The sequence below is a fragment of the Lacisediminihabitans sp. genome, from assembly GCF_036569425.1.
GTDB lineage: Bacteria > Actinomycetota > Actinomycetes > Actinomycetales > Microbacteriaceae > Lacisediminihabitans.
Window position 1 is genome coordinate 55,597 of sequence record NZ_DATCQQ010000073.1, and the last position, 24,833, is coordinate 80,429.

Annotated in this window: 28 protein-coding genes and 1 pseudogene; 12 read left to right on the plus strand and 17 right to left on the minus strand. The window is 69.1% G+C overall.

The annotated features are described in order from the left end of the window. Positions 1-35: 35 nt before the first annotated feature. Positions 36-1,280, minus strand: a complete 1,245-nt coding sequence (locus tag VIM54_RS12345; RefSeq protein WP_331901718.1) for an acyl-CoA dehydrogenase family protein — start codon at positions 1,278-1,280, stop codon at positions 36-38. A gap of 236 nt (positions 1,281-1,516) precedes the next feature. Between VIM54_RS12345 and VIM54_RS12350 the strand changes: the two genes are divergently transcribed. Continuing rightward, positions 1,517-2,155, plus strand: a complete 639-nt coding sequence (locus VIM54_RS12350; RefSeq protein WP_414673223.1) for a hypothetical protein — start codon at positions 1,517-1,519, stop codon at positions 2,153-2,155. Here the strand turns inward: VIM54_RS12350 and VIM54_RS12355 are convergent. The 7 genes from VIM54_RS12355 to VIM54_RS12385 form a co-directional block, all read right to left on the minus strand. Continuing rightward, positions 2,152-3,612, minus strand: coding sequence for a serine hydrolase domain-containing protein (locus tag VIM54_RS12355; RefSeq protein ID WP_331901722.1), 1,461 nt, complete (start codon positions 3,610-3,612; stop codon positions 2,152-2,154). The genes VIM54_RS12350 and VIM54_RS12355 overlap by 4 nt on opposite strands. 43 nt (positions 3,613-3,655) lie before the next feature. Beyond that, positions 3,656-4,645 (minus strand): LLM class F420-dependent oxidoreductase, encoded by a 990-nt coding sequence (locus VIM54_RS12360; RefSeq protein WP_331901724.1) that lies wholly within the window; start codon positions 4,643-4,645, stop codon positions 3,656-3,658. 31 nt (positions 4,646-4,676) lie between these two features. Beyond that, positions 4,677-5,675, minus strand: a complete 999-nt coding sequence (locus VIM54_RS12365; protein ID WP_331901725.1) for a glycine betaine ABC transporter substrate-binding protein — start codon at positions 5,673-5,675, stop codon at positions 4,677-4,679. Between the two features lie 4 nt (positions 5,676-5,679). Then, positions 5,680-6,453 (minus strand): ABC transporter permease, encoded by a 774-nt coding sequence (locus VIM54_RS12370; RefSeq protein WP_331901727.1) that lies wholly within the window; start codon positions 6,451-6,453, stop codon positions 5,680-5,682. Beyond that, positions 6,446-7,714, minus strand: a complete 1,269-nt coding sequence (locus VIM54_RS12375; protein WP_331901729.1) for an ABC transporter ATP-binding protein — start codon at positions 7,712-7,714, stop codon at positions 6,446-6,448. Before VIM54_RS12375 ends, VIM54_RS12370 begins: the two co-directional genes overlap by 8 nt. Further along, positions 7,707-8,348 carry an ABC transporter permease gene (locus VIM54_RS12380; RefSeq protein ID WP_331901731.1) on the minus strand — a complete coding sequence of 214 codons (642 nt, stop codon included), beginning with the start codon at positions 8,346-8,348 and terminating at the stop codon, positions 7,707-7,709. The genes VIM54_RS12375 and VIM54_RS12380 overlap by 8 nt, the downstream gene beginning before the upstream one ends. A gap of 162 nt (positions 8,349-8,510) precedes the next feature. Then, complete coding sequence (locus VIM54_RS12385) at positions 8,511-9,986, minus strand: DHA2 family efflux MFS transporter permease subunit (RefSeq protein ID WP_331901733.1); 1,476 nt, start codon at positions 9,984-9,986, stop codon at positions 8,511-8,513. Between the two features lie 220 nt (positions 9,987-10,206). Between VIM54_RS12385 and VIM54_RS12390 the strand changes: the two genes are divergently transcribed. Next, the gene (locus VIM54_RS12390) at positions 10,207-10,545 is read left to right on the plus strand and encodes a metalloregulator ArsR/SmtB family transcription factor (protein ID WP_331901735.1); all 339 of its coding nucleotides are present in this window, start codon (positions 10,207-10,209) and stop codon (positions 10,543-10,545) included. After that, positions 10,542-11,024 carry an SRPBCC family protein gene (locus VIM54_RS12395; RefSeq protein ID WP_331901737.1) on the plus strand — a complete coding sequence of 161 codons (483 nt, stop codon included), beginning with the start codon at positions 10,542-10,544 and terminating at the stop codon, positions 11,022-11,024. The genes VIM54_RS12390 and VIM54_RS12395 overlap by 4 nt, the downstream gene beginning before the upstream one ends. A gap of 10 nt (positions 11,025-11,034) precedes the next feature. Here VIM54_RS12395 and VIM54_RS12400 read toward each other — a convergent pair whose 3' ends face one another. Further along, positions 11,035-11,484 (minus strand): nitroreductase family deazaflavin-dependent oxidoreductase, encoded by a 450-nt coding sequence (locus tag VIM54_RS12400; RefSeq protein ID WP_331901739.1) that lies wholly within the window; start codon positions 11,482-11,484, stop codon positions 11,035-11,037. Between the two features lie 96 nt (positions 11,485-11,580). Between VIM54_RS12400 and VIM54_RS12405 the strand changes: the two genes are divergently transcribed. Beyond that, positions 11,581-12,987 (plus strand): LLM class flavin-dependent oxidoreductase, encoded by a 1,407-nt coding sequence (locus VIM54_RS12405; protein WP_331901741.1) that lies wholly within the window; start codon positions 11,581-11,583, stop codon positions 12,985-12,987. A 113-nt stretch (positions 12,988-13,100) separates the two neighbouring features. Continuing rightward, entirely contained in the window at positions 13,101-13,421 is a 321-nt protein-coding gene (locus VIM54_RS12410) for a hypothetical protein (protein ID WP_331901742.1), read from the plus strand. Between the two features lie 15 nt (positions 13,422-13,436). On the opposite strand, the gene VIM54_RS12415 is transcribed toward VIM54_RS12410, so the two are convergent. Beyond that, positions 13,437-14,384 (minus strand): SDR family oxidoreductase, encoded by a 948-nt coding sequence (locus tag VIM54_RS12415; RefSeq protein ID WP_331901744.1) that lies wholly within the window; start codon positions 14,382-14,384, stop codon positions 13,437-13,439. 212 nt (positions 14,385-14,596) lie between these two features. Here VIM54_RS12415 and VIM54_RS12420 point away from each other — a divergent pair, with 212 nt between their 5' ends. Continuing rightward, positions 14,597-14,761, plus strand: a complete 165-nt coding sequence (locus tag VIM54_RS12420; RefSeq protein ID WP_331901746.1) for a hypothetical protein — start codon at positions 14,597-14,599, stop codon at positions 14,759-14,761. On the opposite strand, the pseudogene VIM54_RS12425 reads toward VIM54_RS12420, so the two are convergent. After that, positions 14,754-15,011 (minus strand): annotated as a pseudogene (locus VIM54_RS12425) (DUF427 domain-containing protein); the annotation flags it as partial. The gene VIM54_RS12420 and the pseudogene VIM54_RS12425 overlap by 8 nt on opposite strands. Positions 15,012-15,021: 10 nt before the next feature. Further along, positions 15,022-15,447 carry a hypothetical protein gene (locus VIM54_RS12430; RefSeq protein ID WP_331901747.1) on the minus strand — a complete coding sequence of 142 codons (426 nt, stop codon included), beginning with the start codon at positions 15,445-15,447 and terminating at the stop codon, positions 15,022-15,024. A 118-nt stretch (positions 15,448-15,565) separates the two neighbouring features. On the opposite strand from VIM54_RS12430, the gene VIM54_RS12435 reads away from it, so the two are divergent. Then, positions 15,566-17,152 carry a sodium:proton antiporter gene (locus VIM54_RS12435; RefSeq protein ID WP_331901748.1) on the plus strand — a complete coding sequence of 529 codons (1,587 nt, stop codon included), beginning with the start codon at positions 15,566-15,568 and terminating at the stop codon, positions 17,150-17,152. On the opposite strand, the gene VIM54_RS12440 is transcribed toward VIM54_RS12435, so the two are convergent. Both VIM54_RS12440 and VIM54_RS12445 read right to left on the minus strand, forming a co-directional pair. Beyond that, positions 17,149-17,271, minus strand: a complete 123-nt coding sequence (locus VIM54_RS12440; protein WP_331901749.1) for a hypothetical protein — start codon at positions 17,269-17,271, stop codon at positions 17,149-17,151. The two genes, VIM54_RS12435 and VIM54_RS12440, sit on opposite strands and share 4 nt — an antisense overlap. A 35-nt stretch (positions 17,272-17,306) precedes the next feature. Next, the gene (locus VIM54_RS12445; protein ID WP_331901750.1) at positions 17,307-18,197 is read right to left on the minus strand and encodes a helix-turn-helix transcriptional regulator; all 891 of its coding nucleotides are present in this window, start codon (positions 18,195-18,197) and stop codon (positions 17,307-17,309) included. A 340-nt stretch (positions 18,198-18,537) separates the two neighbouring features. Here VIM54_RS12445 and VIM54_RS12450 point away from each other — a divergent pair, with 340 nt between their 5' ends. Then, positions 18,538-18,933 (plus strand): DUF3054 domain-containing protein, encoded by a 396-nt coding sequence (locus tag VIM54_RS12450; protein ID WP_331901751.1) that lies wholly within the window; start codon positions 18,538-18,540, stop codon positions 18,931-18,933. A gap of 10 nt (positions 18,934-18,943) precedes the next feature. Here the strand turns inward: VIM54_RS12450 and VIM54_RS12455 are convergent, their stop codons facing one another. The 3 genes from VIM54_RS12455 to VIM54_RS12465 all read right to left on the minus strand — a co-directional run bounded on the left by VIM54_RS12455 (position 18,944) and on the right by VIM54_RS12465 (position 20,806). Beyond that, on the minus strand, positions 18,944-19,441 hold the full coding sequence (locus tag VIM54_RS12455; RefSeq protein ID WP_331901752.1) for a metallophosphoesterase: 498 nt from the start codon (positions 19,439-19,441) through the stop codon (positions 18,944-18,946). A gap of 11 nt (positions 19,442-19,452) precedes the next feature. Next, positions 19,453-20,106, minus strand: a complete 654-nt coding sequence (locus VIM54_RS12460; RefSeq protein WP_331901753.1) for a VOC family protein — start codon at positions 20,104-20,106, stop codon at positions 19,453-19,455. Between the two features lie 205 nt (positions 20,107-20,311). Next, positions 20,312-20,806, minus strand: a complete 495-nt coding sequence (locus VIM54_RS12465; RefSeq protein WP_331901755.1) for an FBP domain-containing protein — start codon at positions 20,804-20,806, stop codon at positions 20,312-20,314. Positions 20,807-21,154: 348 nt separating this feature from the next. Between VIM54_RS12465 and VIM54_RS12470 the strand changes: the two genes are divergently transcribed. The 4 genes from VIM54_RS12470 (at position 21,155) to VIM54_RS12485 (ending at position 24,705) form a co-directional block, all read left to right on the plus strand. Beyond that, on the plus strand, positions 21,155-22,654 hold the full coding sequence (locus VIM54_RS12470) for a DUF7059 domain-containing protein (protein WP_331901757.1): 1,500 nt from the start codon (positions 21,155-21,157) through the stop codon (positions 22,652-22,654). A 112-nt stretch (positions 22,655-22,766) separates the two neighbouring features. Further along, positions 22,767-23,510 carry a hypothetical protein gene (locus VIM54_RS12475; RefSeq protein WP_331901759.1) on the plus strand — a complete coding sequence of 248 codons (744 nt, stop codon included), beginning with the start codon at positions 22,767-22,769 and terminating at the stop codon, positions 23,508-23,510. Beyond that, complete coding sequence (locus tag VIM54_RS12480) at positions 23,510-23,794, plus strand: hypothetical protein (protein WP_331901760.1); 285 nt, start codon at positions 23,510-23,512, stop codon at positions 23,792-23,794. The genes VIM54_RS12475 and VIM54_RS12480 overlap by 1 nt, the downstream gene beginning before the upstream one ends. A gap of 50 nt (positions 23,795-23,844) precedes the next feature. After that, on the plus strand, positions 23,845-24,705 hold the full coding sequence (locus tag VIM54_RS12485) for an alpha/beta hydrolase (RefSeq protein WP_331901761.1): 861 nt from the start codon (positions 23,845-23,847) through the stop codon (positions 24,703-24,705). The last annotated feature ends 128 nt before the right edge of the window (positions 24,706-24,833 follow it).

A 24,833-nucleotide genomic window follows, 5' to 3' on the forward strand; every position in this document is an offset into this window, starting at 1 on the left:
TCGCCGCGACGCCCCGCTCGGTGGTTTGTTGGTGGTTAGGTGTACCAGCTCGGTTCCGGCACCTCATTGAGCAGCACGTACTGGCCCACCTCGCGCTTCTTGTACGGCAGCGGGTCGTGCAGGCTGTGCGTGCGCAGGTTGCGCCAGAAGATGTCGAGCCCGACGGCGTTGGCGGATGCCCGAGCCCCGGTCAGCTCGAAGACCTTCGTCGTCGTCTCGAGGCCGTCCTCGACGATCCGGAGTTTGGCGGCGGCGACCTGCACCGCGATCTCGCCCCGGCGGCGCTCGGTGAGGTTCTCCCGCGCGTCGTGCAGCACGGCGCTGATCTCCGCGCCGGCCCGGTCGATGAGCGCCTCATCCGCCCACAGCTTCGACTGCAGCTGGCCATAGCCCTCGAGGATGTACCACTCGTCGCTCGCGCGCTGCTTGTCGTCGCCGCCGTACGGCCAGGCCCGCGACTTGGAGCGCGTGTAGGCGGTCGCCGTCTCGAGCGCGCCCTGCGCGATGCCGAGGTAGAAGTTGGCGAACACCAGCTGGATTGCCGGCACGTTGAGCGTGTTGTAGGTGAGCGGCTGGAAGACCTTGCCCACGAAACCGGCGGCGGAGGCCCAGTCGACCCGCACGCCCGTGATCTCGACCGATCCCGACTCGGTGAGGCGCTGGCCGAGGTTGTCCCAGTCGCCGGCGAAGACGATGCCGGGCTGCGCCGTCGGCACGATCGCGAAGATGTGGGTGTCCGTGCCGTCGAGCACTCCCTCGAGAACGGTGAGGTCGGAGACCTGGCCGCCGGTGGAGAACGACTTGCGGCCGGTGAAGACGAGCTGGTCGCCATCCTCGGTCACGGTCAGGTCGCTGTCTCGGGGGTTCACCGCGCCGCCGAACAGCAGGTTGCCCACGGTGTAGAGCTCCTCGACCGCGGCGATCTGCTCGTCGGTGGCGACGAGTCTGGCGGCCCACGCCCACAGGTAGTGGTAGCCGAGAAGCTGCCCGATGGATCCGTCGCCCCTCGCCACCTCGCGGATCACCCTGTACGCGGTGTCCCAGCTCTGGCCGCCGCCGCCGTGCGCGGTCGGGCCGAGCAGGGTCACGAGCCCCGCCTGCTTGAGCAGGCGCACCTCCGCGTACGGGGTCCCGTTGGCGTTGTCGCGGTCGACGGCATCGGTCGCGAGGATGTCGGCGACCTCGCGGGCGCGGGCCAGCCAGCCCCCAGCGTCGGTCGGTCGCTCGGTGCCGATCCAGCGGTCGTCGAGCGAAGCGGCGACGGTGGCGGTGTCTGTCATGGGCGTTCTCCTTGCGTGCGATGGACGGTGGGCTGGCCGGGGGCCGTGGCCGCAAACCTAACCGGGATGCCCGACGCACCGGCCACAGTGACCGGGTGTGACGGGTCGTGACGTTTCGTGACGACGGCCGTTGACGGGGCGCGAGGGCGGGCGCTCTGAGCGAACAATGCAGCGCGTGGTCAGCAACGGCTGGGATGCTGGTGGCACCAGTCAGCCGAGTGATGAGGAGCATGACCGTGGGATTCCTTGACAGACTCCTGGGCCGCGAAGACCCGGAACCGCAGCGCCGATCGGCCGCACCGGGCGCGACCCCGCGCAGCGACGACGAGATCGCCGTCGAGCGCTACCAGTACCTCCTGCGTACGGCACCGCCCGAGACGATCGAGCAGGTGCACACCGAGGCGTTCGCCAGGCTCACGCCCAAGCAGCGCGACATCCTGTTCGACAAGCTCACCGAGAACGCGAGCGCGGCCGAACGGCCAGCCGACGCCGAGCCGGCGACGCTCGCCAAGGCGGCGACCCGGGCCGAACTCCGGCAACCGGGAACGCTCACCAGCACCCTGGGCGCCTCGGCCTTCGGCGGCTCTGCCCAGGGCGGACCGAGCTTCGGGAGCATGGTCGGCAGTTCGCTGCTCGGAAGCGTCGCCGGCTACGTGATCGGTTCGGCCCTTGTGAGCGCGTTCATGCCGAATGACTTCGGCGCGAACGCGCAGGGGCCGGACGGCGGTGCCGACTCCACCGGCACCGATTCGAGCGGAACGGATGCCGGCGCCGACGCGACGTCGGCAGACGGCGGGTATGACAGCGGCGGCGACTTCGGCGGCGGTGGTGACTTCGGAGGTGGTGACTTCGGAGGCGGCGACTTCGGGTTCTAACCCGCCCGGCCGGTGACGCTGGCGAGCTCCGTCGATCCGAACGAGACGCTCTGCGTGACGTGGACCGCCGCGTCGCCGTCCCCGAAGCGCAGGGTGAACTCGAGGGCGAACGGGGTGCGGCTGTACTGGATCCGGGCGCGCCAGGTGGTCTCGCCGATCCAGGCGGCGGACGCGGCGACCGGAACCGTCGGGGTGCTGTCGGCGCGCATGATGCCGCTGCCGAAGAACGGAGCGGCGCCCTCCACCCACTGGCCGGCCCCGCAGCGGATCACGGTCTCCCGGTCGGCCGTGGAGATCCTCAGTTCGGCCGGGTCCGCGGAGGGGTCCACGGCGATCGACTCGAACCCGGCGTCGTTCGCAGGGAGCACGAATCGCGCTCCGGCCACCCGATCGGCGACGGCCGACACTGATGCAATGCCGCCGCCGGGATGCGGTAGCTCGAGGCGCTCGAGGGTCGCGAGAAGCGCGCCGTGAGCGTCGTCGTCCTCGGGGAGCGGACCGGGACCAAAGGCCGGAAGAAGGTGCTCCCAGAGCGCGGTCAACGCCGGTTGCGCCTCGGTCAGCCCGCTCGTGAGCATGAGCACCGCATCCTGCTCCGGCAGCACGAAACAGAGCTGGCCGAAGGCACCGTCCGCGCGGTAGGCACCGTGCAGGCTGCGCCAGAATTGGAAGCCGTAGCCCTGGGTCCAGTCGTCCGGCACGGTGGGATCGCCGTTGGACACCTGGGCGGAGGTTGCGGCATCCACCCAGTCGGCCGGCACGAGCTGCGCTCCGTTCCACTCCCCGCGCTGCAGGTAGAGCTGGCCGAAGGTGGCCACGTCCTCGGTCGTGAGCGCGAGTCCCCAGCCTCCCACATCGATGCCGCGCGGGCAGGTCTCCCAGGTCGCGCCGGCGATGCCGAGCGGCTCGAAAAGGCGCGGGGTGAGGTAGTCGAGCAGGCGCTCTCCGGTGAGCCGTTGCACGATGGCGGAGAGCAGGTAGGTCGCGCCACTGTTGTAGACGAAGGCGGTTCCCGGCGAGTTCTCCACCGGTTCAGCGAGGATCGCGCGTGCCCAGTTGTCGTCGTCGCCGCGGTCGATCGCCTCCAGGGTGTCTGCGGCGTGGCCGGTCGACATCGTCAGGAGGTGTCGCACGGTCATGGCCGCGAGGTGGTCGCTTACCAGGGCCGGGGCGTCGTCCGGCAGCAGGGACACGACGGAATCGTCGATGGCGAGGAGTCCCTCCGCCGCCGCGAGGCCGACCGCCGTGGAGGTGAAGCTCTTGCTGATCGAGAACAGGGAGTGCGGGTGATCCGCGCCGTACGGCCGCCACCATCCCTCCGCGACCACGCTTCCGTGTCGCACCAGCATGAGGCTGTGGATGTCGTGGGCGGTCGACTGGAGGGCCGCGACGAACTCGGCGACGGCGGTCGACGCGATGCCCTGCGCCTCGGGGGTGCTGCGGGGGAGTGCGGGCATGCTGGTGGCTCCAGAGGTAGTTGACACGCAGGTGAACGGGAGATCAGGAGAGCGCGGGGATGACCTCGCGCTCGAACAGCTCGAGGCCGGAACGGTCATATGCCGCCTCCGGAAAGTAGAAGATGCCGTAGTCGAGGCCGCGCTTCTTCATATCGGCCAGGCGCTCGGTGACCTGCTCCGGGGTTCCGACCGCGAGGGCGCCGTTCGTGTACTCGCCCACGAACGCCTCGGCCTTCTCCTCGCCCAGATAGGGCAGCACCCGTGCCCGCACGGCGGCAATGCGTTCGGCGACCTCGGCCCCGTCGCGGCCGACGATCACGTTGTAGTTGGCCGACCGGGTGATCGCGCCGAAGTCGGTTCCCGCGTCTGCGCAGTGCCCGCGGAGGATCGCGCTCTTGTGTTCGAAGCCCTCCGGACTGCCATCGAAGTTCGTGTACTGCGCGTACTCGGCCGCGATGCGCAGGGTCACCTTCTCGCCGCCGCCGGCGACCCAGATCGGGATGCCGCCGCGTTGCAGCGGGAGGGGGCGAACGATGGCGCCGTCCACCTGGTAGTGCTTGCCGTCGAGGGTCGCGGAGCCGGTGGTCCAGGCCTGGCGCATAATGTCGACTCCCTCGCGGAGACGCCCGAGCCGCGTGCCTGCGCTGGGGAAGTCATAGCCGTAGGCGCGCCACTCGTGCTCGTACCAGCCGCCGCCGATCCCCATCTCGGTGCGTCCGCCCGAGATGATGTCCACGGTGGCGGCGACCTTGGCGAGGTAGGCCGGATTGCGATAGCTCATGCAGGTGCACATCTGGCCGAGACGCACCCGTGTGGTGGTGGCCGCGAATGCCGACATGAGCGTCCACGCCTCGTGGGTCGCCTGCTCCGAGGGCACCGGCACGGTGTGGAAGTGGTCGTAGACCCAGATCGACTCCCACTCCCCGGCATCCGCGTGCTGGGCGAGGGCGTGCATCGCGCCCCACTGCTCGGCAGGATCGATGCCGACGAGGTCATGACGCCAGCCCTGGGGAATGAAGAGTCCGAATCGCATGCTGTCCAGCTTACGAAACGAGACGGCGCAATCAGCCTGCCGCGGTGACGAATCCGTTTTTCACCATGAAGTCGTACGCGACATCGGCAGGTTCTTCCCCGCCGTCGTCCACTCGCAGGTTGAGCTTGCGCAGCGTCGTCTCGGTGATCTTGGGGGAGATCTTGTCGAAGATCCCGGCGAGGCCAGGGTACTCCTTGAGCGTCGAACTCTTGAACACGGCGGCGACGTTGTAGGCCGGGAAGAACGCCTTGTCGTCCTTGAGCACGGTGAGGCCCAGCTTGTTGATGCGGCCATCGGTCGTGTAGACCTCGCCGAAGTTGCAGGTGCCGCGGTCGGCGGCGGTGTAGACGGCGCCCGTGTCGAACACCTTCACGTTGCCGTCCGGCACGCTTGCGGCATCCCCGCGCGTGAGCCCGTAGGCCTTGAGCATGGGGTTCAGGCCGTCGGAGCGGGAGTTGAACTCCGACTCGACGCAGAACGTGCGGTCGGCAACCGGCAGTTTCGCGATTTGCGAGAGGGAGGTGATGTTTCCGAGCTTGCTCCTGGCCTCGTCGCGCACGGCCAGGGCGTAGGTGTTGTTGAGCGGGGCCGGCTTCAGCCAGGCAAGGCCGTTCCTGGCGTCGGCGTCGCGCACGGCGAGGTACTGGCCCTGCCTGTCTGGAATGCCCTTCGCGGCGCCAAGGAAGGTGAGCCAGGCCGTTCCCGTGTACTCCCAGGTCATGTCGGCGACACCCGAGGTCATTAGCTTGCGGGCAGGCACTGTGCCCGGCACGTTCGTCATGTCGGTGACCGCGAACCCGGCGGCCTTGGCGGCGATCACGGCGATCTTGCCGAGGATGAGCTGCTCGGTGAAGTTCTTGGAGGTGATCGTGAGGGCAGCCCCGGTCGGAAGGTCGAGCGGCTTGATCGATCCAGCGCCGACCTTGGGCACGTAGGCGGTGGCCGGCTGCAGGCCGCAACCCGTGAGGGCGAACAGGCCGGCGCCGACGACGGCGGTCGCGGTGATGATGCGAGTGCGGAGGGTGGTCATGGGGTCAGAGTCCCTTCGGTCGAGCGAGCTGCTCCACGACGCGGCCGAGCCAGTCGACGAGCAGCGCGAGCAGGGCGATCAGCAGGGCGCCGGAGACGAGCACGCTGTAGAGGTAGAGATTGACTCCCGTGATGATGAGCAGTCCGAGCCCGCCGCCGTCCACGAACGCCGCGAGGGCGGCCGTGCCGACCAGCAGCACGAGGGCGGTGCGGATGCCCGCGAGCATGACCGGCACGGCGAGGGGCAGTTCCACCTTCACGAGCACGGCCAGGGAGCTCATGCCCATTCCGCGGCCCGCTTCGACGAGTCGCGCATCCACGCCGCGGATGCCGATCATGGTGTTGCGCAGCACCGGCAGTGCCGCGTAGAGCACGAGGGCGGCGATCGCGGCCCAATAGCCAGACGTGATGAACATCGCCAGCAGAACGACGAGTCCGATCGCCGGAGCCGCCTGGCCGAAGTTCGCTACCGCGAGGATCGGGGCGCCGAGAGCGCGGAAGCCCTTGCGGGTGAGCAGCACGCCGAGCGGGATGGCGATCGCGAGCACGATCACGGCCGACACGAAGGTGAGGGACAGGTGCTCGAGGACCGACTTCCACAGGATGCCCGGCGCGAGCGTCGTCCGTTCCGTGGGCGTCAGGGGGGCGAGCGAGAGCCAGAGCAGGAAGCCGGCGAGCACGACGAGGATCGCGAGCGGCTGGGCGACGAGGCCCTCCCGCGACGACGCGCCGCCGGCCGACAGGACGCGTGTCTCGACCGTCGCGGTGGCGCTACTCATCGGACGGCCCGGTTGCCGCGACGCTCACGGCACCCGCGTCGACGAGGGAAATGCTGCCCGAATTGGTGCCGGTGGGGGAGGCCGAGTTCTCCGCGGCGGACGCCCGGGCCGAGGTGATCGCGTCCATCACGGTCTCGACGTCGATGACGCCGAGGAAGCGGTCGCGGCGGCCGGTGACGAGCGCGGCGCCGGCGCTCGAGACGAGCATGGTGTCGAGGGCGTCGTTGAGGGTCGCCCGGCTGCCCACGACGGGCAACCCGGTCTCGGGAACCGAACCGATCGTCTCGAGCCTGGACAACTGGCGGCGGGAGAGCCACTGGAGCGGCCGTTCGCGGTCGTCCACGATCACGGCATGGTTGTGCCCGGCCTCCACGGTGCGCGCGAGCACCGTGGCTCCCGCTTCTCCCGGGTGGCCGATGACCGCCGAGGCGAGCGTGGCATCGCTCACCCGACGGAGGGTCAGTTGCTTGAGGCCGGCACCGGATCCGATGAAGTTCTCCACGAACTCGTTGGCCGGCTCGGCGAGGATCCGCTCGGGGGTGTCGTACTGCACGATGTGCGCGCCGTCGGAGAACACGACGATCCAGTCGCCGAGCTTCACGGCCTCGTCGAAGTCGTGGGTGACGATCACGATCGTTTTCTGCACCTCCTCCTGGATGCGCAGGAGTTCATCCTGGAGACGCTGGCGCGTGATCGGGTCGACGGCGCCGAACGGCTCGTCCATGAGGAGCACCGGCGGGTCGCCGGCGAGGGCGCGGGCGACGCCGACGCGCTGCTGCTGTCCGCCGGAGAGCTCCCTGGGAAACCGATTGCGGTACACGGTGGGATCGAGGGAGACGAGCTCGAGCAGTTCGTCAACGCGGGCCGCGATGCGCGCCGTGTCCCAGCCGAGCATCTTCGGGACGATCGCGATGTTGGCGGCGACGGTCAGGTGCGGGAAGAGGCCGCCGGCCTGGATGACGTAGCCGATGCGGCGGCGAAGCTCGTCGCCGTCGATGCCGGTCACGTCCTCGTCCCCGAGCACGATGCGTCCCTCGGTCGGCTCGATCAGCCGGTTGATCATCTTGAGCGTGGTCGTCTTGCCGCAGCCGGACGGACCGACGAGCATGACGATCTTGCCGGCCGGGATCTCGAGCGTGATGCCGTCGACCGCAGGCTTCGCCTGCCCCGGATATCGCGTGGTGACACTCTCGAGCAGGATCGACTTGCCGCTGACGGTGACGTCGACGGGCGGAATCTCAGTGGTGAGTGTTTCAGACACGGATGCCCCTAGGTGTGGTCAGTCGGCCGAGGCCGATGAGGAGGAGGTCGAGCACGAGGGCGAGCACGACGACGCCGATGACGCCGGTGAGAACAGACTCGAGCGAGTTGGCTCCGCCGAGCCGGGAGAGCCCGGAGAAGATGAATCCGCCGAGGCCGGGTCCGAGCACGTAGGCGGCGACCGCCGCGATGCCCATCACCATCTGGGCGGAGACCCGGATGCCGCCGAGGATCACCGGCCAGGCGAGCGGAAGTTCCACGCGAAGGAAGGTGCTCGCGCGGCTCATGCCGACGCCGCGGGCGGACTCGACGATGGACGGGTCGATGCCCGTGAGCCCGACGACCGCGTTGCGCAGGATCGGCAGCACGGCGAAGAAGGTGACGACCGCGACGGCCGGGGGCACGCCGAAACCGAGGGGCGCGATCAGCAGGCCGACGAGCGCGAAAGCGGGGATGGTGAGCCCGATCGCCGTGACGCTGTTGGCGATCGAACTGAGGAGGCGGCTGCGGTGCACGAGCGCGGCGAGCGCGACGGCGACGATGGTGGCCAGCACAAGGCACTGCACCACGAGGCTCACGTGTTGCCAGGACGCAAAGGCGATCTGGTCACGATGACTCTTCAGAAAATCCCACACAACGTACCGCCCATTCGGTTTCAGATCGTGAAACCGCTACCCCTCATTTGGGGGGTGGGCCGTCGTCAACTGTAACGAGCGTTGCTGTGAACTCGAATTTGACTTATGTGCTTAAGTACGCAGCACGTATCGAAGATTTCTCTAAGATTCGCGCCGCACGGGTCAGTGACTGGACGGAATCGCCTCTGCGCCTTCGGGAAGCGCGGTCTTGCGGATGAAGAACGCCGCGGGGATCGCGAACACCGAGATCGCCGCCCCGTAGAGCAGTGCGGTGTGCACTCCTGAGGCCGTCGCCTGCGCCTGGGTCGAGCCCTCGGCGAGGCGCCGCACGGCCTGGGATGACATCACCGACACGAACAGGGCGGTGCCGGCCGCGCCGGCGAGCTGCTGCACCGTGCCGACGATCGCACTGCCGTGGGAGTAGAGCTGCGGGCGCACCGCCGCGAGGCTCGCGGTGAACAGCGGGGTGAAGAGCAGCGCGAGACCGATGCTCAGGGTGACGTGCGCGGCGAGCACCATCCAGATCGAGGAGTTGGCGCCGAGCAGCGTCATCGACCAGAGCACGGCGCTCACGATGACCGAGCCGGTGACGAGCAGCGCGGTCGGGCCGATGCGGTCGTAGATGCGACCGACCCACGGAGCGAGAAGACCCATGATGAGGCCGCCGGGCAGAAGGAGGAGGCCGGCGGTGAGCGTGTCGATTCCGAGCACCGTCTGCATATAGATGGGCAGCAGGATCAGGGTGCCGAAGAGCGCCATCATGCTGATCGAGAACATCACGATCGAGAAGGTGAAGGTGCTCGAGGTGAAGGTGCGCAGGTCGAGCAGTGCCCGGTCGTCGCGTTGGAGCCGAAGCTGGCGCAGCACGAACACGGTGAGAGAGACGAGACCGATGCCGAGCGGCAGCCAGGATTGCAGCGGGCTGGTCGCAGTGCTGACCGTGCTGAGTCCGTAGACGAGACCGCCGAAGCCGACGGCGGAGAGGATCACCGAGAGCGAGTCGACGCGCGTCTTGCGCGGCACGGTCACGTTCTTCATGAGGGTGCCGCCGACGATGAGGGAGGCGATCGCGATCGGCAGCACGATGATGAACATCCAGCGCCAGTCGAGCACGGTGAGGATGAGCCCGGAGATGGTGGGGCCGATGGCCGGCGCGACCGAGATGACGATGGAGATGTTGCCCATCATGCGCCCGCGGGTGGCCGGCGGCACCAGGGTGATGACGGTCGTGATGAGGAGCGGGAACATGATCGCCGTGCCCGTCGCCTGCACGATCCGGGCAAGCAGGAGCACCTCGAAGCCGGGGGAGGCGGCGGCGATGAGGGTCCCGGCGCTGAACAGGCTCATCGCCGTGATGAACAGGGGCCGCGTGTTGAACCGCTGCAGCAGGAAGCCGGTGATCGGGATCACGACGGCCATGGTGAGCATGAAGGCCGCGGTGAGCCACTGAGCCGAGCTCGCCGGGATGCCGAGGTCCCTCATGAGGCTCGGCAACGCCACGCCCATGATGGTCTCGTTCAGGATCACCACGAAGGTGGAGATCAGCAGCAGGGTGATCACGAGTCGGTTGCGCGCGTCAAGCGACTGGGCCTCGCGCGGCGTTTCTGAAGCGGTGAGGGAAACGGAAGTTTCGGTCATCAGGAGGTCCCGTCGGAAGAAGTGAGGGTGTCGAGAGGTGGCTGGGGTGAGAGGTGGCTGTGGTGACTAAGGGCGTTGCTAAGTCGAGCGCTCTGACAGCCTGCTTTATTCCACCGACATCCGATCTATTCCACCGATATCCGACTCGTGAAATCGGCGCGGTCCCGTGGTAGATTGTCGTAATCAATCAAGTGGTTGATAAACAGATAGGTTGATTAGTTTGGACGAAAGCGAGACCCGACTCGACCGGGCATTCCTGGCCCTCGCCGACCCGGTGCGGCGCAGCCTGATCGCGCGCCTCTCGAGGGGCGAGGCGACCGTGAATGAGCTCGCCGAGCCGTTTGCCATCAGCAAGCAGGCCGTGTCGAGGCACATCCAGGTGCTCGAGGCCGCCGGCCTCATCACACGCACCCGGGATGGCCAGCGTCGGCCGTGCCACCTCGCCCCAGCGGCCCTCGAGTCGCTCACCGCCTGGCTCGACACCTATCGGCTCATCGCCGAGCGGCAGTACCGCCGTCTCGACACCGTTCTCGACAGCCTGAAGGAGAAGGAATCATGACCAACCCCACGACCATCAGCGCCCAGCCGGGCATGCCGTTCGTCGACATCGTGCGCGAGTTCGACGCCCCCCGCGAGCAGGTCTATCGGGCATACACCGATCCGGCACTCGTCACCCAGTGGATGGGCCCGCGGCGGCTCAGCATGGAGCTGACCGCGTGGGACCTTCGCCCCGGGGGATCCTGGGCCTTTCTCAACCGCGACGCCGACGGTACCGAGTTCGGATTCCACGGCGTGTTCCACGACGTCACACCGGGCGAGCACATCCTGTGGACCTTCGAGTTCGACGGTGCTCCGGGGCACGTGAGCCTCGAGTCAGTGGACTTCGACGACCTCGGCGGGCGTACCAGGGTGAGGACCCACGCCGTCTACCAGTCGGTCGAGGACCGGGACGCCATGGTGGCCGGCGGCATGGAGGGCGGAGTCACCGAGGGATTCGAGCGCATGGACGAACTGTTGCAGTCCGTCTCCGCTCGCTGACCGGAGCTGTTCAGGCCGGGTCGTCCGCGACCGACGTAAGCACGAACACCGGGATGCGGCGTGACGTGCCCTCCTGGTACGACGCGTAGTCCGGGTAGGCCGCGACCGCGCGGTCCCACCAGGTCGACCGCTCGTCGCCCGAGAGCTCGCGGGCGACGAAGTCGCGGGTGACCGGCCCGTCCTGCAGCTCCACCAGAGGGTTGGCCAGCAGGTTGAAGTACCAGACCGGATGCTTGGGAGCGCCACCGAGGGAGGCGACGACCGCGTACTCCCCGTCGTGTTCCACCCGCATGAGCGGCGTCTTGCGCAGTTTGCCGCTCTTCGCGCCGACGGTCGTGAGCACGACGACGGGCATTCCGCGAAGCGTCGTGCCCTCCGTGCCGCCCGAGCTCTCGTACAGGTCGACCTGGCGCGACGCCCAGTCCGCGGTTCCCCGTTGGTATTCTCCGGCCAGAGGCATGTCGATCCCTTCCCGCGGCGTTTCGCGCGCCGCTACTGTTACCCCATATTGCACCCCCCGCTGCACTTTCGGCCGCGCGCCCGTAACGATGGTTCCATGCCCACCCAGAACCCGCAGCGCCAGATTCGTTTCAATGCCTTCGACATGAACTGCGTCGCGCACCAGTCCTCCGGAATGTGGCGCCACCCCGACGACCAGTCCTGGCGCTACAAGGACCTCACGTACTGGACGGAGCTCGCCAAGCTTCTCGAGCAGGGTACATTCGACGGAATCTTCATCGCCGACGTGCTCGGCACCTATGACGTCTACGGCGGATCCAACGAGGCCGCGATCCGTCACGGTGCCCAGGTGCCCGTCAACGATCCGGTGCTCCTCGTCTCGGCGATGGCGCTCGTCACCGACCACCTCGGCTTCGGCATCACGGCGGGAACCGCCTACGAGCATCCGTACCCGTTCGCCCGGCGCATGTCCACGCTCGACCACCTCACCAACGGGCGTGTCGGCTGGAACGTCGTCACCGGCTACCTTCCGTCGGCGGCGCGCAACATGGGCCACGAGGACCAGCTCGAGCACGACGACCGCTACGACGTCGCCGACGAGTACCTCGAGGTGCTCTACAAGCTGTGGGAGGGATCCTGGGAGGACGACGCCGTCATCCGCAACCGCGAGACCGGGGTGTTCACCGACCCGAGCAAGGTGCACGAGATCGGCCACAAGGGCAAGAACTTCACGGTTCCGGGCATCCACCTCTCCGAGCCGTCGACCCAGCGCACGCCCGTGATCTACCAGGCCGGCGCGAGCCCCAGGGGCATCGCGTTCGCGGCAGGCAACGCGGAGGCGATCTTCGTCGCCGCTTCGACGAAGGCGGGGCTCAAGGAGACGGTGAAGAAGATCCGGGATGCCCTCGAGGCCGCCGGGCGCGACCGCTACTCCGCGAAGATCTACACGCTCCTCACGATCATCACCGACGAGACCACCGAGAAGGCGAAGGCCAAGCACGCCGACTACCTCACCTACGCCAGCGAGGAGGGCGCCCTGGTGTTCATGTCGGGCTGGATGGGCATCGACCTCTCCCAGTACGACCTCGACGAGCCGATCGGCAACGTCAAGAGCAACGCCATCCAGTCGACGGTGGCCAACTTCCAGAAGGCCAACGAGGACGGCAGCGAGTGGAAGGTGCGCGACATCGCGCGACTCGGGGCCATCGGCGGGCTTGGCCCGTTCATCGTCGGCTCGGGTGAGGAGATCGCCGACCAGCTCGAGGAGTGGGTGAACGAGACCGATGTTGACGGCTTCAATCTGGCCTACGCGATCACGCCGGGCACCTTCGAGGATGTCGTCGAGTTCGTGATCCCCGTGCTGCGGGCGAGGGGCGTCTACCCCGACGCTTACGCGGAGGGGACCCTGCGCAACAAGCTGCACGGCCGGGGCGACCACCTGCCGACCGAGCACAAGGGCGCGAGTTTCCGCGTCGGCGGCCCGGCGTCCACCTCGCCGAGGTAGCCCGCCGCGGTCGGCGAGGTCATACCCGGGTGCCGCTCGCGGCGTAGGGTTCGGGCCTTTTGGCCTTAACCCGCCGCCGGTATCGGACTAGGGTCGGCTGCATGGCGTATCTGGTGGAATCAATCGGAAAACTGGTCACCTCCCTGGGAATCAGGGCGAGTTATGGCGAGAAGGTGACGATCGACGGAGCGGAGGTCGTGCCGGTCGCGCTCGTCTGGTTCGGGTTCGGTGGTGGTAGCGACGAGGGTGGCGAGGCCCGCGAGGCCGGCGGCGGTGGCGGCGGCGGGGCCACGATCCCGATCGGGGTCTACACGGGCGGCATCAACGGCCCGAGATTCCAGCCCAACCTCGTGGCGTTGATGGCGGTGTCGATCCCCCTCGCCCTCGTCGCGGGCAAGGCGCTGTCGCACATCATCAGGGCGCTCAAGAAGTAGCGCGGCGCCCGAGCCTCAGTCCGTGGGGTAGGCCACGGACGAGAGTTCCTCCGACAGGCGCCAGAGACGCGCGGCGTCGGCCGCGCTGCGCGCGCGCCGCGGAACCCTCGCGGGCGCCGGTGCGCCGGTGAGCTCGGCGAATCCGCCCGGGCCGTAGTAGCCGCCGCCCGCCGCGTCGGGGCTCGTCGACGCGTAGAGCGCCGGCAGGATGCCCTGGGGCACCTCTTGCCAGAGCCAGCGGATGCGGTGACTCGCCTCGTTGAGGGATTGCAGCGCCTTCGACCCTGATCCGCCGAGCGTCGGGCCGGTCACCTGCAGATTGGTGATCGTGGCGCCGGGGTGAGCCGCGGTGCTCCGGACGCCCCAGCCGCCTTCGATGCTCCGGCGTTGGAGTTCCCGGGCGAACATGAGCGTCGCGAGTTTGGAGAGGCCGTACGACCGCTGGGGGCGGTAGTGCCGCTCGCTCTGGAGGTCGTTCCAGTCGAGTCGTCCGGACCGCGCGAGAATGCTGCTCAGGCTGAGCACGCGCGGCGCCGGCGCCGCGCGAAGGAGTGGCAGCAGGTGGGCCGTGAGAGCGAAGTGCCCGAGGTGATTGCTCTCGAACTGCAGCTCGAGTCCATCCGCGGTCTCCTGGCGGGTCGGCGGCATCATGAGTCCGGCGTTGTTGAGCAGGAAGTCGATCGGCCGGCCGAAGGTGGTGAGCCGCCTTCCAGCCGCCGCGATGCTTGCGAGCGAGGAGAGGTCGACGTCGAGGATGCTGAGCTGTGCCCCAGGCACCGCGGCGCGCAGGCGGGCGATGGCATCGACTCCGCGCTGCCGGTTGCGCACCGCGAGTACGACCTCGGCGCCGGCCTGGGCGAAGCGGCCGGCGAGGCCGAATCCGAGCCCGCTGTTGGCCCCGGTGATCACCGCGAAGGTGCCGGTGAGGTCGGGAACGGCGATATCCGCCACCGTGCGTGCCATCTTCTTCCCCCGTGAATCGATTGCCCCTTGGATGCTACCGACTGTCGCGCGGTCGGGCACGCGACGCACGAGCGACCGCGCGATCGGATTTATGCAACATGACGTATATAACGAGGCAAGATGTACAAAACTGGCCCTGTGATTGTCGCAATCCGGAGGCACACCACGGCACCCTCCCTGCCGCGCGCCTCGGCCCGGCCGCCTGGCACACCATGAACGAACTCTTGCCACTGGTGCTCTGGCTCGGCCTCACGCTCGCCATCGGCGCGGCATCCACCGGTGCCGTCGCCTTCGTGCTCACCCGCAATCGCCGCAGTCTCCCGTGCGGCGCCGCTGACCGCGAGATCACCAGCCGAGCGTGCCCGGTTCGCCCGTGAACTCGCAGAAACTCGCGCCGCGCGCCGGCACGAGCGACCCGGGGGCGAGGGCAGAGCGAGGCAGGTAGTACACCGGCGGATGGCTCGTCTCGAGCACGCGCACGGCGTCGGTGGTGTCCACGATGGTCTCGCCGCCGAATCGGATCACAACCCGTTCGGTGGTCGGCTCCACCCGGGGCGGGCGGGGATAGTCCGATACCGATTCCTGGCCGGGTCCCGGCTCGATTCTGCTGATGGCTGCTCTCGTCACTCGGAGATTCTTACGCGCCCCGGCCGGAATTGTGCTGGGTGCGGGCGGGAAGCGCCCCGAGGGCGACGAGAGCGAGAGCCACCTGGACGGTTCCCGTCGCGAAGAAGGTGGGCTGCAGCCAGTGGAAGAACGGCCGGATGGTGACCTCGACGTAGATCCAGATGATCATCCCGAAGCCCGCGACGGCGGCCGCCGCGTAGGCGAACCTGCTCCTGCGCAGTTGCAGCAGCACCGCCAGGGCCTGTGCGCCGCCCACCACCGCGAGCAGGATCACGCCCGGCCACAGGTACGAGTCGAAAGGCGTGCCATCGAGCCAGGACATCGGCATTCCGAGGCCGTTCGTGACGAGCACGCCGGCGCCCCCGGCGACGGACGAGACGAGGTTGACGAATCCCACCAGGAGGAGGCCGGCCGAGGCGAATCGCTGCATTTCCATGCGCCACAGGCTAGTCGCGACTGTGCGACGGGCGAGGTCGAAGGTCCTGTGGCCCGACGGCTCGCCGCGACGGCCGGGCGTCGTCTACTCTCGACTCTGTTGCGACTGAAGGGCTTTCATGGATTCCGTGGTCACCATTATCTGGATTGTCTCCTTCGTCCTGGTGACCGTCACCGTCACCGGACTGTCCCGCCGGGTCGGCTGGTCGGCGCCGATCAGCCTCGTCGCGGTCGGCGCGATCGTCTCCTTCATACCCGGGGTGCCCCAGGTCCACCTCGAGCCCGACCTGGTGCTCTACGGCCTGCTGCCTCCGCTCCTGTTCGCCGCAGCCATCCGCACCTCGATCATCGACGTGCGGGCTCGCGGCGACAGCATCCTCGCCCTCTCGGTGGGCCTCGTGATCTTCACGGTCGTCACGGTGGGCTTCTTCACCTGGCTCATCGTTCCGGCCATCACCCTCGCGACCGGATTCGCCTTCGCCGCCGTCGTCGCCCCCACGGATGCCGTGGCCGTCACTGCGATCGCCGGGCGCCTCAAGCTTCCGCGCCGGCTCGTGACGATCATCGAGGGCGAGAGCCTCTTCAACGACGCGACGGCTCTCGTGGCGCTCTCGGCCTCGATCACCGCCATCGTCGGAGTGCTCAACCCGTGGGCGGTCGCCGGAGACTTTGCGCTTGCCGTGATCGTGGGGATCGCCTTCGGCGTCGCCGTCGGGTTGGCGCTCTCGGGTATTCGCACGCGGCTCAAGGCGCCGGTGCTCGACACCTGCCTCTCCCTTGTGACGCCGTTCGTCGCCTTCATCCCGGCGCAGTTGCTGCACGGCTCCGGGGTGCTCGCCGTCGTGACCGCGGGACTCATCGTCGGGCAGAAGGCTCCCGTGGTGCAGTCGGCCGAGGCGCGCATCGCGGAGTCGCTCAACTGGCGCACCATCCGCTTCATGCTCGAGAATTCGGTGTTCCTCTTCATCGGTCTGAACCTGTACTCGATCACGACCGCTACCGCGAGTTCCGGCATCGGTGTCTGGCAGACGGTGGGGATCAGCCTCGCGATGCTCGGCTTCCTCCTGCTCGCCCGGTTCGTCTGGGTGCTGCTCTCGACCCTGCGCTTCACCATCGGACCGAAGCGGTTTCGCGATCGCGGCTGGAGCTGGAAGAACACCTTCGCCGTCGGATTCTCCGGCATCCGCGGTGTCGTCACGCTCGCCGCCGTGTTCCTTCTGCCCGAAGAGACTCCCCAGCGGCCGTTCCTGCAGTTCCTCGCCTTTGCGGTGGTCGTCGGCACGCTCCTCCAGGGCCTCGCGCTGCCGTGGATGATCCGACGGCTGAAGCTCCCTCCGCCCAACAGCGCCCAGGAGCGCACGGAGGCCCAGATGCTCATGGCCGAGGCACGCAGCGCCGGGATCTTCCGGCTCGACGCCGAGGCCTCCGACTCCGACAGCGAGGCGGTGCTCCGGCGCCTGCGGGCGGATGCCGCGCTCTACAACGACGAGCTGGAGAACCCGACGCCGGTCGGCGACGAGTCGTCTCCGGCGGCATTCGGCCGGCTTCGGCTGTCGATGATCGTCGCCGAGCGCGAGGCGGTGCTCTCGGCGCGGGCCGACGGACGCTACCAGGAGAACGCCGTGCGGGCCGTGCTGGCGGCGATCGACGCCGAGGAGATCGCGCTTCGCGTGATCGGCCGGAAGATCGAGATCGACGAGATCTAGACGGCCGGATTTCGCCAGGCCAGGAGGGCGGCTGAGCGGTCGCCGGCCATCACGATGTTCGCCCAAGTGACGACGCCCACGATCGCGAGCACGAGAACGGCCACGACTGCCACCGCCACACGCAGCAGCCGTCGGCGCCATGGTCGCGCTCGGCTCACAACTGGCGCCGCTTCGAGTCGATCGACACCGGTGGCGTCAGCTCGCGCTCGTCCTCCTCCGCCGGTGTTGCCGGTACCGTTGCCGCGAGGCGCCGCAGTCCGGCGGCGGACTCCGACCCGGGTTCAGCATGGAAGATCACCAGAGTCTGCCCCTCGGTGCCCGAGATCGCGAGCTTCTCGTACTGCAGGTCGAGAGGCCCGACAATCGGATGCTGCAGCAGCGTGACGCCGCTGGCCTTGGGCCGCACATCCTGCCTCGCCCAGAGCCGGCGAAAGTCCGCGCTGCGCACCGAGAGCTCGCCGACGAGCTGGGTGAGGTCTGGGTCGTCGACGTCCGGGCCGACGAGCGCGCGAAGTCCAGCCACGGTGCGGGCGACCATGTCGTCCCAGTCCCGGTTGAATTCGCGCATCGTCGGATCGAGGAAGGCGGCGCGCAGCCCGTTGACGCCGGGTGTGTAGATCGGCGAGAGGGCCATCGCGAGGGGGTTGGCGGCGAGCACGTCCATGAGGCGGCCCTGCACGTATGCGGCCTGGTCCGTCCACGACGCGATGAGGTTCTGCATGCTCGTTGACGCGCGTTCCGCCTCCGGCGCGGCCCGTCGGCGACCACTGCCAGGGTGGGCGAGGCTGTGCAGGTGCGCGGTGGCGTGCTCGTCGAGTTGGAGCGCCCTGGCCAGGCCGCGGAGCACCTGCTCCGACGGGTGCAGGTCGTCGCCCTGCTCGAGCTGCAGGTAGTACTCGGTGCTGATGCCGGCGAGCGCTGCGGCCTCATCGCGCCGCAGACCCTGCACCCGGCGACGATTCGTCTGCGGGAGTCCGGCATCCTCTGGAGTCAGGATTTCGCGCCTCGCGCGCAAGTATTCGCCGAGGCGGTTGCCAGATTCCATGGGTCCAGACTACGCAGGTGGCGGAGGGCCCGCGCGGCGTGTCGGAGCCCGGACGGCCAAATCTCCACCCGTTCTCCACCCCAGGGCGGTGCCGTCGGGCAGACCGGTTCGCGAGGCTGGGAGTGTCCAGCGCACCCACCGAAGGAACCCGGGCAGACGGCCGTGGGCGCCGTCACCGGCGAGGAGCTGCATGAGGTGCCGGATGACGCGACGCCCGGCCCCGAGGAGCCCGGATCGGGGCCCGGCCCCAGTCGGTAGGGCTATCGGGGCGGGACTGCCCCCGGCACCCGGCACCCGGCTCTGGGCTCTGGGCTTTGGGCACCCGGCATAGGCTTGGTGCATGATCCGCACGAGACCCGGCCTGCCCTCCCTCACCCTGTACGGGGCGATCGACGTTGCGCTCGTGATCGTCTTCGTCCTGATCGGCCGCGCGAGTCATAGCGAGAACCTGCTGGGCACGCTCAGCACCCTGTGGCCGTTCGTCGCGGGTCTCGCGGTCGGCTGGATCGCGACCCGCGCGTGGCGAGATCCCGTGTCGATTGCCTGGATCGGGGTGGGAGTGTGGGTCTCCACGGTGGTCGTGGGCATGCTCCTGCGCGTGCTGAGCGGGCAGGGCGTGCAGACCAGTTTCGTCGTCGTGGCCACGATCGTGCTCGGGGTGTTCCTGCTCGGCTGGCGCTGGATCGCGATGATCGTGCTGCGTCGCCGTGCGCGAGAGAACACGCCGGCAGCCTGACGGGCACGGGTCAGAGGCGCACCAGGTCCACCTCGCGGAGCTCTCCGGCAGCCAGGACGGCCGTCATGAAGGTGTGCGCGGGCCGGCGCCGTCGATCCGTGGGCGAGCCCGGGTTGAGCAGGCGCAGCCCGCCCGGAGTCGTCGTGTCCCACGGGATGTGGCTGTGCCCGAACACGAGGAGGTCGGTGCGCGGGAACTCCCTGTCCAGCCGACCCTCGCGACCCGCCGCGGCGCCGCTCTCGTGCACCACAGCGATCCGGACGTCGTCGAGAGTGACGCGGGCGATCTCCGGCAGGCGGGCGCGAATTGCCGGCCCGTCGTTGTTGCCCCACACGCCAACCAGCCGTTTCGCCCGTTCCTCGAGTTCGTCGAGCAGGCGCACGTCCACCCAGTCTCCCGCGTGAAAGACGACATCCGCCGCGTCAACGGCCCGCCAGAGAACGTCGGGAAGCACGCGCGACCGCGTCGGCACATGCGTGTCGGAGATCAGGAGCAGGCGCGTGGCCATCGGTCTGCTGGTCAGGCCGACATGATGCTGAACGCCGCGCCGGTGCAGTCGGCGACCCTGGCCATCCGGCCGAACGGGGTGTCCACCGCGTCCAGGGCGACGGTGCCGCCCAGCTCGCACACGAGCCGCACGGCGGCATCGGTGTCGGCCGCGCCGAAGTAGTTGACCCAGCGCGAGGCACCGGCCGGCCAGGTGGTCGCGTCGTAGATCCCGGCGAGGGCGTCCGGTCCGGAGCCGAGGGTCGACATCCGGAACTCCGGGCTGTCGCCCAATACCTCGGTGCGCCGGCCGAACACGTTCTCGTAGAACGTCACGGCAGCGTCGAAGTCGTCGGTGTGCAGCTCGTGCCACACGGGCGCGCCCGGCTCGCCGACGCGCGCGAAACCCTCGTGCCGGCCAGGCTGCCACGCGCCGTGAAGCGCGCCGGCCGCGTCCCGCATCCCTGCCATGGTGCCGAGGTCGGCCATCGGACGGATGAAGAGCACCACACCGCCGTTGGCGATGACGGCCAGCGCGGTAGCCTCGGCGTCAGGGGTGCGCAGGTGGCGAGCAGCATCGGCTTCGTCCCTCACCGTCGTCGAGCGGAATCGGGTCCACTCCATGGTCTCGGAATCGGCGGCGTTGTACAACGTCCAGAAGCGGCACGGCGTGCGTGCCCCGGGCAAAGCGCGTATTCTCAGGCAGACAGGGAGCCGCACGGGCCCCTGCCGCGAGGGAGCTCACCATGGCCGATAAGTCACCGAAGAAGTCCACCGCGAAGACGGCGGCGTCGAAGTCCCTCAAGGAGAAGCGCGCCGACAAGAAGACGAAGGCGGCGAACAAGCCGAACGGCTAGGACGCGGCGGTCGGCCCGAACGCGGAAGCGGCGGGCTAGGCCGGCTTCATCACGTCGGCGGTGAACGAGCGCACCCGGTTGAGCAGCCCTTCCGCTCGCTTGGCCACTACCTCGGCCGGGTCTGGCTGCCCCGGCGACGCCGGGGGCATGATGCGAATGATGAGCGAGCAGGCGAGGTCCGCGCAGATATAGGTGCCGATCGTGTTGCCGTCACGCCCGGCCTGGCCGGCCCGCGCGGCCGAGAACAGCGTCACCTGGCCGGACGGCTGCGGGGTGCGGCAGAGCGAGCACATCGCCGAGATTCCCGGGCGCATGCTCCCGCTCGCGGCCCGAAGCATGATCCCCACCGGCCGGTCGTCGATCCAGTGCACGAGATAGCCGCGCAGTGGGGCCTGGTGGTCGCGCCAGCCGAGGTATTCGCGCTCGCCCCAGAGCACCTCGTGCAGGCCCGGCAGCGGCATCCGCTCGATCTCGCCCCGAGAGGCGTTGACGATGCTGGAACGGATGTCGGATTCGTTGAGCGGTTTCACGATCTCCTCGACGGGCCGGTTGTGGTTCCAGCGTAGTCGCGCACCGATCGCCGCACCCTCGGCCGACGACCCATTTCGTGCCTACGATTGGTGCCATCGATCCCGAGGAGAAGATGATGAGCCCATCCGCCCCGCAGAGTGACCGGCGGGCCCGGGAACGTCCGGTGCTTCGTGACGATGGCGATCGTCACCGCCCGGTCGGCTGGGTCGAACTCTTCTTCGACCTCGTGTTCGTGGTGATCGGCGGTAGCCCGGCCGCCCCTCGTCCCGTCCCGTTCCGTGCCATCCCGCGACTGGCGGCGAGGGTGAGTGGGGGAGGGACGCCGCGCGGTGCAGTTGAATTGCAGGGTGACTGCCGAGCCGATTACCCTCCTCCGTGCCGACCTCGAGGCCGCCCGATTCACCGTCGACGCGATGGATGCGCTGTGGGGTGATGCCGCGGCGGCGGCCCTGCACCGCGGCCAGCGGGTGCCGGCGATGCGCGCGCTGCTCGACCCGGCGCCCGGCGATGAGGCGCTCGCGACCCTCGCCGCGCTCTTCGTGCTCGGGCTGCCTGTCGACGCCGAGCGCGCCGGTGCTGCCCTGCCCACGCTCGGAGTGGAGGGGGCGGTCGGCCTCGACCTGGTGCGACGCGACGGCGACTCCGTCGTCGCGCTGCTCGACCTGCGGCCGTACAGTTTCGTCGACTCGCTCGGCGTGGTGAGCTGGTGGATCGCCAGCGATCTCGGTGAGCTGTCGATCGTCGGCCCCCTGCGCGAGGATCACGTGCTCGGCGTCGGGGGAGCGTCCACGACGCTCAGCGGCATCATGATCGGCACTCGGGTGGAGAATGCGCTCGACCTCGGCACCGGATGCGGCATCCAGGCGATGCACGCCGCGCGCCACGCCCTGCGAGTGGTAGCGACCGACATTTCGGGCCGGGCGATCCAGATCGCGGGGTTCAACGCCGCGCTCAACGGCATCCCGAACATCGAGTTTCGGCTCGGCAGCCTCTTCGACCCCGTCGCAGCCGAGCAGTTCGGCCACATCGTCTCCAACCCGCCGTTCGTGATCACCCCTCGGGTGGCCGGGGTGCCCGCATACGAATACCGGGACGGCGGCCTCGTCGGCGACGCTCTCGTGGCGTCGGTGATCGCCGGTGCCGCCGACCGTCTGGAGCCCGGAGGCGTCGCGCAGCTGCTCGGCAACTGGGAATACCGCGGCGAGGACGACGGCCTCGAGCGGGTGGGTGAGTGGATCGACGCAACGGGGCTCGACGCCTGGGTCGTCGAGCGGGAGGTGCAGGATGCCGCGCTCTACGCCGAGACCTGGATCCGCGACGGCGGTACGCGCCCGGGACCCGAGTTCGACCGGCTGTACGGTGCCTGGCTCGACGACTTCGAGGCCCGGGGAGTGACGCGCGTGGGATTCGGCTACCTCACCCTGCGCAAGCCGGCCGGCAAGCGCACGCTGCGGCGCCTCGAGCGGCTCGGCGGACCCATCGGCTCCGGGCTCGGACCGCACCTCGCGGCGAGCCTGGCCGCCCACGACTGGCAGGTTGCGCTCACCGACGACGAGCTGGGGCGCGCCCATCTCACGGTGGCGAGCGACGTGACGGAGGAACGCCACTACTGGCCGGGCAGCCAGGACCCCACCGTCATGACGCTGCGCCAGGGCGGCGGTTTCGGGCGGTCCGTTCCCCTCGACACCGCGCTCGCGGCACTCGTGGGAGCTTGCGACGGCGAGCTCAGCGTGCGGGCGATCGCGGCGGCGATCGCGCAACTCCTCGAGGTGGACGAGACGGCACTGCTGCGGGAGCTGCTCCCGGCGGTGCGGGAACTCGTCGTGACGGGCTTTCTCGGCGTCTGAGCGGCTTTACCTTCCCCGAACATCCGGCTCACTGCGCCCGAACATTCGCGCGGCAGAGTAACGGAGTCGAGTCGTTCGACGGGAATCAACCGCACGAATTGGAGTACGCATCATGAGACCGATCTTCCGAGTCGCCCTCGTCAGCACCCTCACCGTCGCCGCGCTCGCCGCCGGCGCTGTCCCGGCAATGGCGTCGCCGGCCGCGTCGGCGGCCCCGACTGACTCGGTGGCGAGCGATTCGTCCGCCGGCGGGTCGGCGAAGCTCTCCGCCATCCAGGCCTCGGCCGCGGCCAAGACGAGCGCGAGGATCACCTCGTTGAATGCCGCAATCCCCAAGGTCACGGCCAACAAGGCGCTCACCGATGCCGATCGTTCGGCGATTCTCGGCACTCTCAACGCGGATCTCGCCGCGATGAAGTCGCTCGCGGCCAAGATCGCGGCAGACACGGATGCCGCGACCGCCCGCACCGACTACGAGTCGATCTTCACCGGCTACCGGGTCTACGCGGTCGCGTTGCCGCAGGCGCACCTCGCGGCGGCGGCGGACGCGCTCACCGACACGGTGATCCCCCGCCTGACCACCGCAGAATCGAAGCTCGCCGCGGCCCTCGCAGGCAAGGACGCGTCGAAGTCCACTCCGGAGCTCCAGGCGAAGCTCGTCGACATGACAACGCAGATCGCGGCGGCGAAGGCGGCCGCCGACGGTACGGCCGCAAAGGCCCTCGCGGTGACCCCCTCGGACTACAACGCGAACCACGCCGTGATGGCGTCGATCCGGGCGTCGATCGTCTCCGCCCACGCGGCGGCGAAGCTTGCTCGGGCGGACGCCAAGAGCATCCTGGCGGCGCTCAAGTGATGCCGGCGGCCCGTGTGCGATCGGCGATCGCGGCTGTCGGCCTCGTGGTCGCGCTCTCCGGGTGCGCGGGCCGCCTGGCGGCCGACGGCCCGGCATCCGTCCCGTCCGCGGAATCGACCCGGCCCGTGGCGAGCGGTTCCCCGTCGACCGCGCCGGCGGTCCCCGCGACCGACGACCTCGCCGGCATTCAAACCGACCTCGACCAGGCTGCCAGCGCGCAGGGGCAGTCCCAGAACGACCTCACCGATGCGGACGCCGCCTCGCGCCAGGGTGATGACAACTAGAGAAAAACTGGGTCTTGCGCCATAAGGCTAATACTATTAGCTTTATGGCTATGGATACTTTCACCGCACAGAATGTTCGCTACCTGGCCCGCCCCGAGGGTCGGGTCTCGTACACCGTCGAGGGGTCCGGGCCGCTCGTGGTCGCGATTCCCGGCATGGGCGACCTCCGTTCGTCCTACCGGGAGCTCGTCGCACCGCTGCTCGCCGCCGGCTACCGCGTGGCCGTGATGGACCTCCGGGGCCACGGCTCGAGCGACACCACGTTCCGCACCCACGGCGACATCGCCACGGGGCAAGACCTGCTCGCCCTCGTCGGCGAGCTCGGTGCACCGGCCGTCGTGCTCGGCAATTCGATGGGGGCGGCCTCCGCCGCCTGGGCCGCCGCCGAGGACCCGCGAGCGATCGCCGGGCTCGTCTTCTACGGACCGCTGCTCCGCGGGGCGCCCTCCTCGTCCTTCGCGCGAGCCGCCACCCGTGGTCTCTACCGCCTTGCCCTGGCCCGGCCGTGGGGAGGCGCGTTCTGGGCGAGCTTCTACCGGTCGCTCAACAAGGGCACCCGCGCACCGTGGCTCGAGGAGCACGTCTCGGCGATCCGCTCGATGCTGGCCGAGCCCGGGCGCCTTCGCTCGCTCCGCGAACTCGCCCTCCAGCTCGACCACTCGGTGGTCGAGGAGCGGCTCGGCGACGTGACCGCGCCGATGCTGGCCTTCGTGGGTGCGCTCGACCCTGACTACCCGAACCCGGCGGCCGAGAGCGAGTGGATCGCGAGCCTCGGCGCACAGCCCAGGCTCGTCGAGGATGCCGGCCACTATCCGCACGCCCAGCGCCCGGAGGTCACGGTGCCGGGCACGCTCGAGTTCCTGGACACCCTTCGGGATGCAACGACGGGCGAGTGGGCCGCTCGTGCCTAGGGCCAGGCTCAATCGGGCCGCGATCGTCGGCGCGGCCGTCGACCTCGTCGACGCGGGCGGCCCGGCCGGATTCGGTGACCTGACGCTCGCGGCTGTCGCCGGCCAGGTCGGGATCGCCGTGCCGAGCC